Raw genomic sequence first — 14,793 nt, forward strand, 5'->3', positions numbered from 1 at the left:
GAGAAGCGGTGATGGCCCGCGGACAACTACGCGTCTACCTCGGCGCCGCCCCCGGCGTCGGCAAGACCTACAAGATGCTGGAGGAGGGCCACCGCCGCCGCGAGCGCGGCACCGACGTGGTCGTCGGCTTCGTCGAATGCCACGGCCGCCGGCACACCGAGGCCCTCGTCGCGGGCTTGGAGGTGGTGCCCCGCACGACCGTGACGTACCGGGGCGCGTCGTTCACGGAGATGGACCTCGACGCCGTCCTCGCCCGTCGGCCGCAGGTCGCCCTGGTCGACGAGCTGGCCCACACCAACGTGCCGGGCAGCGGCAGTGCCAAACGATGGCAGGACGTCCAGCGGATGCTCGACGCCGGCATCACCGTCATCACCACCGTCAACATTCAGCACCTGGAGTCACTCAACGACGTCGTCGCCCAGATCACCGGCGTGACCCAACGCGAGACCATCCCCGACGAGGTTGTCCGCCGGGCCGACCAGATCGAGCTGGTCGACATGACCCCCGAGGCGCTGCGGCGGCGGCTGGCCCACGGCAACGTCTACACTCCGGACAAGATCGACGCCGCGCTGAGCAACTACTTCCGCGTCGGCAACCTCACCGCCCTGCGCGAGTTGGCCCTGCTGTGGCTGGCCGACAAGGTCGACGACCAACTGGAGCGCTACCGCGCCGAACATCACATCGACGCCACCTGGGAAACCCGCGAACGCGTGGTCGTCGCGCTCACCGGCGGCCCGGAAGGCGACACGCTGATCCGGCGGGCCGCCCGGATCGCCGATCGCAGCAAGGGCGCGGACCTGCTCGCGGTGCACGTGGCCCGTAGCAGCGGGCTGGCCAGCGTCGACCCGGCGCACCTGGCCCGCCAGCGGGTGCTTGTCGAGAGCCTGGGCGGCAGCTACCACCAGGTCCTCGGCGATGACATCCCGGCCGCACTACTGGACTTCGCCCGAGGCGTCAACGCCACCCAGCTCGTGCTCGGCGCCAGCCGCCGCGGCCGCCTCGCGCAGCTCTTGGCACCCGGGGTGGGGGTGACCACCACCGCCGGGTCGGGCCCGATCGACGTGCACCTGGTCACCCACGAGGAGGTCAAGCGCGGCCGGCCGCCGATCACCCTCAGCCGGGGCCTGACGCCGCGACGGCGGTTGGCCGGGTTCGCCCTCGCCACGCTCGGGCTGCCGCTGCTGACGGTCGCGCTCACCCACCTACGTGGCCACCTGACGCTGTCCAACGACATCCTGCTCTACCTGGCCGCCGTCGTCGCGGTCACGCTCATCGGCGGCCTGTACCCGGCGCTGGTCGCCGCCGTCGCCGGGTTCGCGCTGCTCAACTGGTACTTCACCCAGCCCATCCACGAGTGGACCATCGCCGAGCGGGAGAACATCCTCGCCCTGGCGGTCTTCCTGCTGATCGCCGTCGCGGTCAGCACCGTCGTCGACCTCGCCGCCCGACGTACCAGCGAGGCGGCCCACGCCCGTGCGGAGGCGGAAACGCTGTCCACCGTCGCCGGCAGCGTGTTGCGCGGCAGCCGCCCGCTGCCCGCCCTGCTCGACCAGCTTCGGGAGACCTTCCAGTTGACCGGCGTCACGCTGCTGGAGCGCCGTCCCGACGCCGCCGGTCCGGACCTGCGGCACGACCCGGCCGCCTGGCGGGTGGCGGCCGCCGTCGGCGACCAACCGTGCCTGACCCCGGCGCAGGGCGACGCCGACGTACCCGTCGACGGCCAGATGTCGCTGGTGCTACGCGGACGTGCCCTCGCAGCCGGCAACCGGCGGGTCGTCGAGGCGTTCGCCGCCCAGGCCGCGGTCGCCCTGCGCCAGGAGCGGCTGGCCGAGCAGGCCGCCGCCGTCGGGCCGCTCGCCGAGATCGACCGGCTGCGCACCGCGCTGCTGTCCGCCGTCAGCCACGACCTGCGCACCCCACTCGCGTCGGCGAAGGCAGCGGTCAGCAGCCTGCGCAGTCCCGACGTCGAGTTCAGCGAGGCCGACCGCGACGAGCTGCTCGCCACCGCCGAGGAGTCGCACGACCGGCTCGGCCGGCTCGTCGACAACCTGCTCGACATGAGCCGGCTGGAGGTCGGTGCGCTGGCGATGTTCCCGCAGGTGATCAGCCTGGCCGAAGCGATACCGGCCGCCGTCGACGAGCTCGGCGACGGTGGCCGCGCCATCAGTATCCAGATGCCCGACGACCTGCCCGAGGTGTCGGTCGATCCGGCGCTGCTGCAACGCGCGTTGGTCAACGTGCTTACCAACGCGGTCCGCTACAGCCCGCCCGACCGGCCCCCAATGATCACCGCAAGCGCGCACGCCGGCCAGGTCGAGATCCGCGTCATCGACCACGGCCCGGGTGTGCCCGCCGCCGACTGGGACCGCATCTTCGCCCCGTTCCAGCGCCTCGGTGACCGGGACAACTCCACCGGCGTCGGCCTGGGCCTCGCGCTCTCCCGCGGCCTGGTCGAAGCCATGGGCGGCACCGTCGATCCGGACGCCACCCCCGGCGGCGGCCTTACGATGATCCTCACGCTGTCGGCTATCTCCTCGCCGCACACCGACGACCTCGACGACGCCATTCTCGAGCCGGCGCGGCAGACGCCGGCGAGCGACAACGGAGCCAGCTCATGACCCGGGTGCTCATCGTCGACGACGAACCCCAGATCCTGCGCGCGCTGCGCATCAATCTGAACGCCCGCCACTACGACGTCGTCACCGCCGCCGACGGCGCCGAGGCGCTGCACGCCGCCGCCATCCACCGCCCCGACCTGGTCGTCCTCGACCTCGGGCTGCCCGACATCGACGGCGTCGATGTCATCCGCAAGCTGCGTACCTGGACCCCGGTCCCGATCGTCATCCTGTCTGGACGTACCGACAGTAGGCAGAAGGTCGATGCCCTCGACGCCGGCGCCGACGACTACGTCACCAAGCCGTTCAGCGTCGACGAGCTGCTCGCCCGCATCCGCGCCGTCACCCGCCGACTCGCCGGAACGGAGGCCCCGCCCGGCGCCCGCATCGGCAACTACACCGTCGACCTGGCCAGCCACCGGGTGCAAGCCGACGACGGCAGCACCGTCCACCTGACCGCCACCGAGTGGCAGCTGCTCACCGTGCTCATCAGCAATCCCGGAAAGCTGGTCAGCCAACGGCAACTGCTGCAGGAGGTCTGGGGGCCTACCTACCGGACCGAGACGCAGTACCTGCGCCAGTACATGGTCCACCTGCGCCGCAAGCTCGAGCCCGATCCCAGCCGGCCCCGGCACCTGCTCACCGAGCCGGGCATGGGCTACCGATTCCAGCCCTGACCCCAACCCTGCGGTCAGCGCGAGGACGCGGCCGTCAGCGATCTTGATGCTGTACGGGGCGTCGTCGGGGTGCCATTCGCTCGTCATTCACGGCTGGATCGGGCTGGCGGTAGGGGAGCGGAATGGGAGCAGCGGGGCGCGTTCAACGGCGCTGAACCGCGTTCGATCGGGCTGAGCTGCCTGTATCGTCTCGCCGTGACCTGCGGGTCCTCGCGTTTGCGCAGGTCAGCGCATGATCGGATTTTCGTTGACACGGAAGAGGTCACTGGTTCACACCCAGTATCGCCCCCCCAAAAAAACTGCAGGTGAAGGCACTGATCGCCGATCTTACGGATCGGCGATCATCTGTTTCTGGGAGCAGTTTTGCTCCCCCGGTAACTACCGATCGCGGCTGTGTCGGTTACATCCTGGTCACGAGTGGCCGCCGCTGGCGAGCCAGCGTTGTTGTAGGGCTGCCAGCAGTGGCGTCTGCATGGGCTCGGTGGCGTGGGCGTAGACGCCGCGGACGCCGGGCAGTTGGTGGCCCAGGCGCTGGCTTTTGAGGGCTTCGGGGATGCCGTCCTCGTCCATCCAGGTGCGGTGGGTGTGGCGCAGGTTGTGGAAGCGGAAGCGTCGATGATCGGCTACCAGCCGCGCCGGGCGTGGCCGTCGCAGGCCGGCCGCCAGGTCCGTTCGACGAAGGTGGTGCGCCACATCCACCGGCCGGTGTCGGTGCAGAAGGCGGTGGCGTAGGGGTGGGCGCGCAGGAGTCGTTCGAGGCCGTCGATGAGGAACGGCGGTAGGCGGATGTCGCGGACGGCGGCTTTGGTCTTGGGTGGGCCGAGCCAGCGTTGGCCGGCGACCTCGTGGAGGGCGCCGGTGTCGGCGGCGACGTGGATGACGGCGCGGTCGAGGTGCACGTTCGTTCGGCTCGGTCCGGCGAGTTCGCCGAAGCGCATGCCGGTGTAGACGGCGGTGACGACGAGCATGCGGGTGTGGAGGTTGGGCATCCGCCCGGTGAGGCGGCGGTCACCGAAGACGGGAAGGATGTGTGCGCAGCATCGACCCGTACTTGGCGGTGGTCGCCGCGCCGGCGAAGTGGGCGGGAAGCCAGGCGGCGACCCATTCGGCCACGGTCGGTGGCGGTGTGGTGAGTCGTTGCCGCACGGCTCGGTTCAGACGGTCGAGCTGGATCACTCGATCATGCGCGGCGTCGGCGGTGTCGTAGATGCCGTCCAAGACTGTGCGGCCGGCGTACGGTAGCGGACCCGGTAGTGCGGACCGTGTCGTTCCATCCAGGCCATGGCGCACCTCCACCTGGGACCTGTGGCTACGGGGCAGGCTTTCGTCGTTACCGCTTCGACGCAGGTACGAGGTCCAGTGGATGAGGAAAGAAATTGAATAGTGCGCAAGCTCCGGGCGGTCGTGTGACTGCGCCTGCTACGACGTCGAGTACGACCCCGAGCGTGCGGCCCGTTTGGATACTGATACGGCGACTTCGAACGTGCGGCGAGCAAGCGCGGGCCGTGATGTGGAGGGTTGGCCGTTTCCCCGCACGGAGGAGGCCCGCTGCAACCGACTCACCTGGGGCTCTGCCGGCGCAGGACCGTGTTCTCGTGGCGTAGGAGCAGGATCTGGCATCTTTCGCCGCATACGCGTGGGCGAGGAGTGCGAGCCAGTCGGTGATACCGCGGAACACTAGGTAGAGCAGGTGTAGCGACACGCGTCATGATGATGTCGGAGGGCATGACCGAGCACTACTGCTTGCCCTGCTCATGCATCGGGGTGGGATTTTGGAACCCCGCAGGCTGTCCGATGTGCCCTCGGCGGCGGGCTCAAGTAGCGCGCTACGGCGTACGGCTGTGGGATGAGCAGGTGGAGCAGGACAGGCCCATCAAGGATGGGGAGTGCGGCGGCGTCAATACCGTAGGGGCGTTTCGAACCAGACGCAGGTGGTGCCGCTGCTCGTGATGACGCCGAGGTCGGTGGCGATGGCCTGCACCAGTTGCAGGCCGCGCCCGGACTCGGCAAGGTCGGTTGCCGGCGGGACATCCGCCGGGTTGGGCAGACGGAAGCGGGGACCCGGGTTGCTGATCTCCACCCGCAGTCGGTTGCCGCGGCGCAGGATGCGCAGGTGGATCGGGTCGAGGCGGGGACTGCGTGGCGGTTGGCGGGTGAGCTGCTGGACGGCGTTGGCGAGCAGTTCACTGACCGCGAGGAGAATGTCGAAGATCAGATCGGGCGCCACTTCGGTGGCGAGCACGTCGCGGACCTGGTGCCGGGTCTGTGGGACCGCGGCGGCGCTGGCGGGCAGGTGCTCGTCCAACAGGAGGTATTCACTGGGCTCGGCCGGGGGGGTCAGTCGGGAGACGAGGAGGGCGGTGTCGTCGGCGCCGCCGTCACGGTAATCGAGCAGGGCCTGCTCCACTCGGGCGACGACGTCGGTGGCGGGGTGTCCGGCGAGAGTGGGCAGCAGGGCGGGGAGGTCGGCGTCGCCGAACTGCCCGCGTGGTCCGCGGGCCTCGATGAGCCCGTCGGTGTAGGCCAGGAGCGTGTCGCCGGGGTACAGGTGGTGTCGGGTGGCGGTGAACTCGACCTCGTCGAGGATGCCTAGAGCCGGGCCGGGGACGCCGACCTCGGTGTGGCTGCCGTCGGGGTGGATGAGCACCGGCGCGGGGTGCCCGGCCAACCAGGTGTCAAGGACCGCACCGTCCGCCGTCGGCTGCAGGTGCAGGTAGGCGAGGGTGAGGAAGCGTTCGTCGCCGGTTTGTTCGGCCAGCAGAGTGTTGAGTCGGGCCAGGGCAGCGGGTACGGGCAGTTGACCGGCGAGCGCCCGCAGAGCGGCGCGAGTGATGCCGGTCAGGCCGGCGGCGCCCGCCCCGCGACCGGTGACGTCGCCGACGATGAGGGCGTAGCCGCCATCGGAGCTGATGGGGAAGACGTCGTAGAGGTCGCCGCCGACGTCGGCGGCGGCTTCGGCGACCAGGTACCCGGCCGCAAGCTCGACACCGTCGATGGTGGGCAGCTGCGCCGGCAGGAGAGTGTCTTGCAGCCGGGCGGCGACGTAGGTGCGCTCGGCCAGCAGCCGGAGGTTGTCGATCGCGGTGCCAGCGCGGTGACCGAGGTCGGCCAGCAGCTGTTCGTCGTCGGTGTCGAACTCGTCGCGGCCGGCGGCCCGCCAGGCCGTGATGACGCCGATCATGCCGTCACGGGCGACCATCGGCGCGGCGATGAGCGTGCCTGGGCCAGGCGTCGTGGTGTCGGTGGCTACGTCGGCCGAGGGCTGGCCGAAGTAGGCGGAGAGGTCGTCGACGTCGGCCCGGGCAACGTGGCGTTCTCGCCAGGCGACCGCGCGTGGATCGTGCTCGCCCAGCAGCATCACACCGGCACCTGTGAGCCGATCGACCAGCTGCTTCTGTACGCCACGTATCCGGATGACCTCTCGGCGTAGTCTTCCCAGCTCGTCAGGCACGAGGATGGTGCAGCAGTCGCAGAACGCGTCGACCAGGGCGTTGGCCAGGCCGGCCAACTGGTCGGCCTCGGTGGTCGCCGTGGTGAGCGGCGCGCTGGCTTCGGCCAGCAGGGTCAGGTGGGCGCGGGCGCGGCGTTCCCGGTCGAGCAGTCGGGTGCGCTCGATCGCGTTGGCGGTGTAGTCGGCCACCGCGACCAGCAGGTCGACCTCGTCCGCGGCGAACTGGCGGGGCTCGGTCCAGGCGAACTCGGCGATGCCGACCCGTTCGCCGTGGATGAGCAGCGGCACCGCGACCCACGCCTGGTGGGGCATCGGCAGGCCGGCGAGCGTCGGGTAGCGGGCGTCCCGGTCGGACCGGTTGGTGATCACGACTGGCCGGCCGGTGGCGAGCACCTCCGCCGACATCGGTGTCGCGCCGTGCGCCACCTCTTCCCAGGATGACCGCGACAGCGGCGACCCGACCGAGGCCAGGGCCCGGGACCGCCCGGACGGGTCGCGCTGGGTGATCGCGCCGGCGTCCGCGCCCAACGTGTCGAGCACCATCGTCAGGACCGCCTCGGCCACCTGCTGCGTGTCGGCGGCGGCGGCTAGGGCGGCGGTCAGCCGTTGCAGCAGCATGGTGCGGCGGGCCTGCTCCTCGGCCAGAGCGCGGGCCACGGCTACGGCGTCGGCGACCTCGGCCGTTGCGCCGAGGGCCAGCGGGTCGCTGCGTTCGTCGACGGTGCGGACCGTTCCGTGTGCCACGCCGGTGTCTTTGATCGCTTGGGCGCACTGCGCGGCGAACACGGTTACTGTCTGCAGCGCGTACGGCGGAACGGAACCGCGGAAGCCGACGCCGACCGCGCCGATCACCGCGGGGCCGTCGCCGGTCCGCGCCCACACCGGCACCGCGAGGGTGCCCGCCGCGGCTCCGTTCAGCCTTCGGGGAATCGTCGGGTAGCGGGACAGGCGCTGCGGTAGCGCGTCACTGAGGACCGGCTCGCCGCGGCGCACCGCCTCGCTCAGCGGCACGTCCGCCGCGAGCGGGATGCGCGTCCACGCTTCGGCCTGCTCCGGTGGTACGGCGGCCGACCAGACCAGTTCCAGGGCCTCGGCGGTCTGGTCGACCACGGCCAGGACGACCGGCACCCCGGCCAGCTCGGACAGTGCCGATCCGGGCAGCATCCCCGCTAGCTTCGCCGCTACGTTGGCATCCCACGCCGACGACCCGAGCTCGGCTGTCACTGCCGTACCCCTCGGGTGCGTGCGGTCACGCCCACGTCTCAAGCACCGCATCCCGTCCCGCCGAAGCCAACAAATGCGCACGATACCGTCCCGAAGCGGAGTGGTTCCATCCCGTGGTTCTCCGGCGGCAATGTCGTATGCCCGTATGCCGGGCGCAACCGCCACGGAACGAGGGGCAACCCCGTACCGTGCACTCCGGTCATAGCCGGCAGGGATACGCGATTCTTGGCGTTACCGAATACTCTTCAACCAGACTTTGGCCTTGAGTCCGATCGCATTCTGGCGTTACCTCCCCGTGGTTGTCGGCTGAGATGTGCCCGGCAGGCAGCGGTAGCGGTACGCCGCATCGGCCCCCGTACTGCTTGACCTCACCTGCAGTCGGTCCCTCCGGGGGAGCGGGCCAAAGGCGTGAACGTACATCCGGGGTGTACCCGCCTGTTACCCTACGAGCCGCCCTGGTACGGCGTGCACGAGGGGTGCATGTGCTGTATGTCTGGCGCTTACTCGCAATGGTCGCAGCGGGACAGCCGTACCTGTGCGGCGTCGAGATTGTCTGCACGCAGCGTAGGACGGTGTCGTCAATGCGGTGCTCGTCGTGCAGCCGGGTGATCGCGGCGCGCTTGTGGGAGAGCAGCGCGAGGGCGTAGCGAGCGGAAGCAGTTTTCGGTGCGCCGGCCGTCAGTGTGGTCGCCCCGGCCGTCGTTGCGCAGCACGTCGAGATGCTCGGTGTGCTCCAGTCGGATGCGGTCGACCACGCTGCGCTCGCGGCCGAGCTGGGCACGGTCGCGGCCATGCAGGTCCTGCTCGCCGCAATCGGCGGCCTGACCTTCAGTGCGACCGTCGACGCCATCCTCACTGCGGCCAAGGTCGGCACGGGGGTCTCCCTGGACGTGGCCGCCCTGGTGCGCACCGTGGCCATCCTGCAGCTCGTTCCGTTCGCCCTCGGCCTGATCCTGCGCCACTGCACGCCGCCGATAGCGCGGTCCTGGCCCCGTACCGCGGTCACGGTCTCGAACGTGACGTTCCATCCGGGCTACCTTACGCGAGCGATCGTCGCTCATCGTGATCACCGGATGTGTACCAGCGCCGGAGATCCGGCAGTCCCGCCTGGAAGCCGGCCTGCTCGGCCACTTCGGCCTGCTCGGCCTGCTCGGCAGGTACGTACTCTTCGCACGGCAGGAAGCACTCCAGCTTCCTGCCGTGCGGCCACCCGCCGCTGAACCGACTACGCGGTCGCGACGACACTCCCAGAGGCTTGACAGAAATCCAATGACTTGCAACAGTTCCCAACTGTTTGCAAGTAACGCCAGCCGGGCGGTCGGTGAACGCTTGCGACCGACGCAAGGCCGCATGGGGAGTGGTTGGGTTGGGTTCCAGGCAAGATCCTGCAGATGTCTTGATCGTTGGAGCGGGAACTGCGGCCGGGATCGCGGCCAGACACCTTGCCGAGGCGGGGCTCAGGGTGGTGGCCCTCGAACAGGGCACCTGGGTCGATCCGGGCAACCTGCCGGGCAACAAGCCCGAGTATGAGCTGCTGGGGTCCAAGAACTGGCACCCGAGCCCGAACGTCCGTGGCCGTCGCGAGGACTACCCGGTGGACACCACCGATGCCGACCTGCCGGTATGGCTGTACAACGGGGTGGGCGGCTCGAGTGTGCTCTACGGCGGCATCTGGGCGCGGGCCCTGCCGTCGGACTTCCGGGCACGGACCCTCGACGGCGTCGCCGACGACTGGCCCATCAGCTACGACGAGCTCCTCCCGTACTACCAGGCCGTCGAGCGTGAGATGAGCGTCTCCGGCCTGGCCGGCAACCCCGCGTACCCGCCGGGGTTCGAGCCGCCGATGCCGGCCGCGCCGATCCACCGGACCGGCCGGACGATGGCCGAGGGTATGAACAAGCTGGGGTGGCACTGGTGGCCCGGCACCAACTCCATCCCGACGCAGAACCGTACCCACGAGGGCAAGTGCGTCCGCTACGGCATCTGCCGGATGGGCTGCCCGGAGGGTGCCAAATCCTCCACCGACGTCACCCACTGGCGGGACGCCGTGGCGCTGGGAGCCGAGGTCATCACCCGGGCACGAGTCGCCCGGGTCACCGTCGACGAACGCGGCCGCGCCAACGGGGCCGTCTACATCCGGGACGGTGTGGAGCACTTCCAGGCCGCCTCGGTGGTCCTCATGGCGGCCGGCGGCATCGGAACTCCCCGGCTGCTGCTGATGTCGGCGTCCGAGCGTTTCCCCGACGGCCTGGCGAACTCGTCCGGCCTGGTCGGTAAGCGGCTCATGCTCCACCCGTACGCCGCGTCCGTCGGCGTCTACGACGACGACCTGGAGAACTGGCTCGGGCCCGCCGGTGAGCACATCGGCTCGATGCAGTTCTACGAGACCGACTCCTCCCGCGGCTTCGTACGCGGCGCGAAGTGGGCACTGCTCCCCATCGCCGGGCCCCTCGAAGCGGCCGAGAAGTGGACCGACAAGGGCAGCCTCGCCGGTGAGGCGCTCTGGGGCGAGGGCTCGGCCGACCGGATGAAGTCGTTCGTGCGCATGCTGCAGTGGCACATCGTTCCGGAGGACCTCCCGGAGGAGACGAACGCCGTCTCGCTGCACCCCACGCTCACCGACTCCGACGGTCTGCCGGCGGCCAAGGTGCGGTACCGGATCTCCGAGAACACTAACAAGATCATCGACTTCAACCTGGCCAGGAGCCTGGAGGCCCACGAGGCTGCCGGCGCCCTGAGGACCTGGGTCGCCGGGCGCAACTTCATGACCGGTCACAACACCGGTACCGCGAAGATGGGCGACGACCCCGCCACGTCGGTCGTCGACCGGTTCGGCCGGGCGCACGACGTACCGAACCTCTACATCATCGACGCGAGCGTGTTCACCACCTCGACGGGCGTGAACCCGACGGCCACGATCTGCGCCCTGGCCAAGCGCACCGCCACCTACATCGCAACCAACGCTCGTAACCAGGAGGTCGGGTCGTGACGGTCGTCAACCTCTCGGACGAACTGGGTGACGCGTCGCGGGCCCGCCTCGCCACGCTGGCCGACGTCCTGATCCCGGGCGGGTCCGGCCTTCCGCCCGCGAGCGACGCCGACGTGGCGGGTCAGTGGATCAACCGTACGCTGGCCGCGAACCCCGACCTGGCCGACGCCGTCGCACACGTCCTGGCCATCGAGGGTGCGCCCGGTGAGGTGCTCGAGAGGCTGCGGATCGAGCGTACGGACGTCTTCGACGCGTTCGCGTTCGCCGTCAGCGGTGCCTACTTCATGAACCCCGCGGTGCGTCAGGCACTGGGATACCCCGGTATCGCGCCGCGCCGGATGCCTGCGGTGGACGGCGAAGCCGAGTACTACCTGGAGGACGACATCCTCGCCCCGGTCATCGGCCGGGGGCCGGTCTACCGCCAGGCCTGACGGCCTCTTGATGATCAGGCGAGTGAGGGCTCAGGCGTGGTCAAAGTGTGCTGTTGCCGTCGGCGTGGTCAAAGTGTGCTGTTGCCGTCGCGAAAAGCCCGCGCTCGACCTCGCTGGCAGAGCAAAGCATGCCGCCGAGTCTCCCGTTCCGCGCGGCCTAGCCTAGCGCGGCGAGAGGTCAGGCCGGTTCGGCGAGGGGCCGCTCGCGGTCGATGACGTCGTCGACGGTGACCGTGACGCCCGGGTCGGCGGCGGAGAAGAGGGTCCCCTCGTGCTGGACGGCCGCGGCTCCCCACGTCAGGGCGGTACGCAGGGCGTAGACGCCGCTTCCACCGGCCGCCAGGAAGCCGGCGAGCAGCGCGTCACCGGCACCGACCGCGCTCACCACCCGGGTCACCGGTGCGATCCCGTGGTGCACGCCGTCGTCGTCGACGAGGATCGCGCCGTCGGCGCCGAGGCTCGCCAGTACCGACCGGGCGCCGCGCTCCCGCAGGACGGTGGCCGCGTCGACGACGTCTCCGAAGGTCGCCAGCGGGCGTTCGACGACCTCGGCGAGTTCGTGGGCGTTGGGCTTGACGAGGTCGGGGCCGGCCGGGAGCGCCGCGCGCAGGGCGGCGCCCGAGCTGTCGACGGCCACCTTGACGCCGCGGCGATGGGCGTCGGCCGTCAGCTGCGCGTAGAAGTCCTCCGGCAGGCCGGCGGGCAGGCTTCCACACCCGGCGAGCCAGCTCGCGTTGTCGGCCTTTTCAAGGGCCGCGACGGCCAGCGCCCGGGCCTCGGCCGAGCTGAGGGCCGGCCCGGCCTCGTTGATCTTGGTGACGGTGCCGTCGGGCTCCACCAGGCTGACGTTGCTGCGGATGTCACCGTCGATGGGGACGGTGATGAGGGGGATGTCGGCGGTGTCGAGCATCGTCATGATCTGGCTACCCACGGCGCCGCCCACCGGCAGTACCGCGACGACGTCGTGGCCGTGCGCGCGCAGGGCCAGCGCGACGTTGACCCCCTTGCCGCTGGGTTCGCTGCGGCTGCGCCGGCTGCGGATGACCGCGCCCCTGGGCAGCGCGTCGACGAAGACGGTGCGGTCGACGCTCGGGTTGGGGGTAACGGTGATGATCACGTCTGCTCCACTTCGAGGCCAGTGGCCTGCAGGGTTTTCAAGTCGGCGGCGGACAGGCCGGTGTCGGTGATGAGCAGGTCGATGTCGGACAGATCCCCGTGCTTGCACAGGCTGACGGCGCCGACCTTGCTGTGGTCGGCGAGGAGGATCCGCCGCCGGGCGCTCGCGAGCATGAGGCGCTTGATCGCGGCCTCCGCGGGGTCCGGCGTGGTCAGGCCGCGCTCCACGGAGATCGCGTTCGTGCCGAGGAACGCGACGTCGACGTTGATCTCGCTCAGGGCGCGCGCGGCCCAGTCGTCGACTCCGGCGAGCGTCAGCGGACGGACCCGGCCGCCGAGGGTGAGGACCGTGAGCCGGGGACGGGTGACGAGCGTGAGCGCGATCGACAGGGTGTTGGTGTACACGGTCAGTTCCCGGTCGGCCGGGAACAGTTCCGCGAGGCGGGCGTTGGTCGAACCGGCGTCGATGAGGACGGACCCACGGGTGGGCAGATGGGCGAGCGCCGCCCGCGCGATCCGGGTCTTCTCCTCCGAGTAGTACGTGCGGGTCGACACCGCCGGCTCGAAGGAGAGCTGTTCCACGGGCACGGCGCCGCCGTGCACCCGGCGCAGCAGGCCCTGCTGTTCGAGTCCGATGAGGTCCTTGCGTACCGTCTCCTGGGTGACGCCGAGCTGGGCCGCGATGTCGGCGGCGTCCACCCGCCCGTTGGCGCGGAGCTCGGTGATGATGGCCTGCTTGCGTTGCGCGGCATAGGGGACCCGCTCGGGCGTGCTCATGCCGCGCCCCCGGCTCGGTCGGCGAGAGCGTGCCGCGTCGCGCCGCCGCTGGTCGTACGCGTGCTCATGCCAGCTGCTCCTTCGTTTGACGACCTGCTAGTCAAGGGGAGGGAACTGCTCCCGTCCGGAGTACACGCCCGCGGCCTGACCGGCCAGCAGCGCGGCGCCACGGGCGCCGGCCTCGGCCACATCGGGGTTCCGAAGTGGACCCAGGACCCGGCACTTCACCTCGAGCAGGGCCCTGCTGCGCGACCACCCGCCGGTGACCACGAGCGCCTGGTGACCGCCGACGACCGCGGACATCGCGGAGTGGATCTGGTCGGCTTCCGCGGTGACGGCCTCCAGCGCGGCGCGCCAGAGGTCTGCCGGGCCGACGCCGTTGGTCATACCGGAGATGCGCAGCTCGTCGGTGTCGGCGCCGGTGACGGTCACGGTGGGAGTGTCGCGGGTCAGCGCCTCGCGGTCGAGTTCGCTGACATCGGCGGACGTACGGCCGAGCAGGCGCAGAACCCGTTGCAGGGCAAGGCCGCCCTGCGTACCGCCGAGCAGGCACCAGCGGTCGGCCAGTACGTGCCAGCCGGTCGTGATCCCGCCCTTGGCGAGGGATGCGACGGCTGCCGTGTCGACGAGGCCGGCCGGAACCGTGCGGACCAGCGCCTCGGCGGTGCCGCACGAGTCCAGCTCGTCGCCGGGGCCCGCGGCATCCGCGCCGACGGTCGCGGCCTGGTGGTCGTGGCCGGCGACGGTCAGGACCGCGCCGGTCAGGCGCGGGATGCCGACCTCGTCACTGACCCGGCCCAGCGGTGTGCCCGCCGTGACGACGTCGGGCATCAGCGAGCGGGCGGCGCCCGACCATTCCAGGGCGTCGGACCACCAGCTCCGGGTGGACAGTTCGAACCAGCCGGTACGTGAGGCCAGTGACTGCTCGGCCGACTCCTCGCCGCCGAGTCCCCGCACCACCCACTCGGCGATGTTGAGCCGGCGCACCGCGCCCCTGGTCTGTGGATGGTGTGCCAGCAGCCAGCGATGCTTGGTCAGCGACCACTGACCGCGGAGCGGCAGTCCGGTGTGGCCGGCGAAGCGGTCCTCGCCGAGTGCCGCGGTCAGGTCGCGGACCTCGGCACCGTCGCGGGTGTCGTGCCAGGCGATGACGGGCGCCAGCGGTACGCCGTGGGCGTCCAGGAGTACACCCGACTCGCCCATGCTCGTCACGCCGACGCCGAGCACAGGGCCGTCCGGGGCCTGGGTCAGGGCCAGCCGCAACGCTTCCCGGGCCGAGGCGAGCAGTTCGACGGCGTCGAGCTCCGCCCCGTGTGCGGTCAGCGCCCACGGGGTTACCGCCTTGCCCTCGCTGACGGGTCGGCCATCCGTGGTGAACACGACGGCCTTGCTCGTGGTCGTGCCCACGTCCAGGCCGACGATCAGTGGATCCATGCACCCAGCCTTACTGTCCCGACCCGTTGCCTAGTTGCGAGTCGGTGGATATCGTTGCGTTTCGTTGGTGGGGTGTCAA

Annotated in this window: 12 protein-coding genes; 4 read left to right on the forward strand and 8 right to left on the reverse strand. The window is 70.6% G+C overall.

Going from position 1 to position 14,793, the window contains the following annotated elements; all coding sequences use genetic code 11:
* Nucleotides 1-11 precede the first annotated feature (11 nt).
* Complete coding sequence (locus ACNTMW_RS31715; protein WP_426637669.1) at nucleotides 12-2,618, forward strand: DUF4118 domain-containing protein; 2,607 nt, start codon at nucleotides 12-14, stop codon at nucleotides 2,616-2,618.
* The gene (locus ACNTMW_RS31720; protein WP_426637670.1) at nucleotides 2,615-3,292 is read left to right on the forward strand and encodes a response regulator; all 678 of its coding nucleotides are present in this window, start codon (nucleotides 2,615-2,617) and stop codon (nucleotides 3,290-3,292) included. The genes ACNTMW_RS31715 and ACNTMW_RS31720 overlap by 4 nt, the downstream gene beginning before the upstream one ends.
* A gap of 411 nt (nucleotides 3,293-3,703) precedes the next feature.
* Here ACNTMW_RS31720 and ACNTMW_RS31725 read toward each other — a convergent pair whose 3' ends face one another.
* The 5 genes from ACNTMW_RS31725 to ACNTMW_RS31745 all read right to left on the reverse strand — a co-directional run bounded on the left by ACNTMW_RS31725 (nucleotide 3,704) and on the right by ACNTMW_RS31745 (nucleotide 8,929).
* Nucleotides 3,704-3,862, reverse strand: a complete 159-nt coding sequence (locus ACNTMW_RS31725; protein ID WP_426637671.1) for a hypothetical protein — start codon at nucleotides 3,860-3,862, stop codon at nucleotides 3,704-3,706.
* A gap of 53 nt (nucleotides 3,863-3,915) precedes the next feature.
* The gene (locus tag ACNTMW_RS31730) at nucleotides 3,916-4,281 is read right to left on the reverse strand and encodes a site-specific integrase (RefSeq protein WP_426637672.1); all 366 of its coding nucleotides are present in this window, start codon (nucleotides 4,279-4,281) and stop codon (nucleotides 3,916-3,918) included.
* Between the two features lie 19 nt (nucleotides 4,282-4,300).
* A complete protein-coding gene (locus tag ACNTMW_RS31735) occupies nucleotides 4,301-4,510 on the reverse strand; it encodes a hypothetical protein (RefSeq protein WP_426637673.1) in 210 nt (69 codons plus the stop codon).
* 679 nt (nucleotides 4,511-5,189) lie between these two features.
* A complete protein-coding gene (locus ACNTMW_RS31740; RefSeq protein WP_426637675.1) occupies nucleotides 5,190-7,967 on the reverse strand; it encodes a SpoIIE family protein phosphatase in 2,778 nt (925 codons plus the stop codon).
* A 578-nt stretch (nucleotides 7,968-8,545) separates the two neighbouring features.
* On the reverse strand, nucleotides 8,546-8,929 hold the full coding sequence (locus ACNTMW_RS31745; protein ID WP_426637676.1) for a hypothetical protein: 384 nt from the start codon (nucleotides 8,927-8,929) through the stop codon (nucleotides 8,546-8,548).
* A 434-nt stretch (nucleotides 8,930-9,363) separates the two neighbouring features.
* Here ACNTMW_RS31745 and ACNTMW_RS31750 point away from each other — a divergent pair, with 434 nt between their 5' ends.
* Together ACNTMW_RS31750 and ACNTMW_RS31755 are read left to right on the forward strand one after the other, a co-directional pair.
* On the forward strand, nucleotides 9,364-10,956 hold the full coding sequence (locus tag ACNTMW_RS31750) for a GMC family oxidoreductase (RefSeq protein WP_426637677.1): 1,593 nt from the start codon (nucleotides 9,364-9,366) through the stop codon (nucleotides 10,954-10,956).
* Nucleotides 10,953-11,387 (forward strand): hypothetical protein, encoded by a 435-nt coding sequence (locus ACNTMW_RS31755; protein WP_426637678.1) that lies wholly within the window; start codon nucleotides 10,953-10,955, stop codon nucleotides 11,385-11,387. Before ACNTMW_RS31750 ends, ACNTMW_RS31755 begins: the two co-directional genes overlap by 4 nt.
* Nucleotides 11,388-11,565: 178 nt before the next feature.
* On the opposite strand, the gene pfkB is transcribed toward ACNTMW_RS31755, so the two are convergent.
* The 3 genes from pfkB to ACNTMW_RS31770 all read right to left on the reverse strand — a co-directional run bounded on the left by pfkB (nucleotide 11,566) and on the right by ACNTMW_RS31770 (nucleotide 14,714).
* On the reverse strand, nucleotides 11,566-12,504 hold the full coding sequence (gene pfkB / locus ACNTMW_RS31760; protein WP_426637679.1) for a 1-phosphofructokinase: 939 nt from the start codon (nucleotides 12,502-12,504) through the stop codon (nucleotides 11,566-11,568).
* On the reverse strand, nucleotides 12,501-13,280 hold the full coding sequence (locus ACNTMW_RS31765) for a DeoR/GlpR family DNA-binding transcription regulator (protein ID WP_426637680.1): 780 nt from the start codon (nucleotides 13,278-13,280) through the stop codon (nucleotides 12,501-12,503). The genes pfkB and ACNTMW_RS31765 overlap by 4 nt, the downstream gene beginning before the upstream one ends.
* Before the next feature lie 96 nt (nucleotides 13,281-13,376).
* On the reverse strand, nucleotides 13,377-14,714 hold the full coding sequence (locus ACNTMW_RS31770) for an FGGY-family carbohydrate kinase (protein ID WP_426637681.1): 1,338 nt from the start codon (nucleotides 14,712-14,714) through the stop codon (nucleotides 13,377-13,379).
* Between the last annotated feature and the right edge of the window lie 79 nt (nucleotides 14,715-14,793).

The organism is Planosporangium spinosum (genome assembly GCF_049999945.1).
In the GTDB taxonomy this organism is placed as follows: domain Bacteria; phylum Actinomycetota; class Actinomycetes; order Mycobacteriales; family Micromonosporaceae; genus Planosporangium; species Planosporangium spinosum.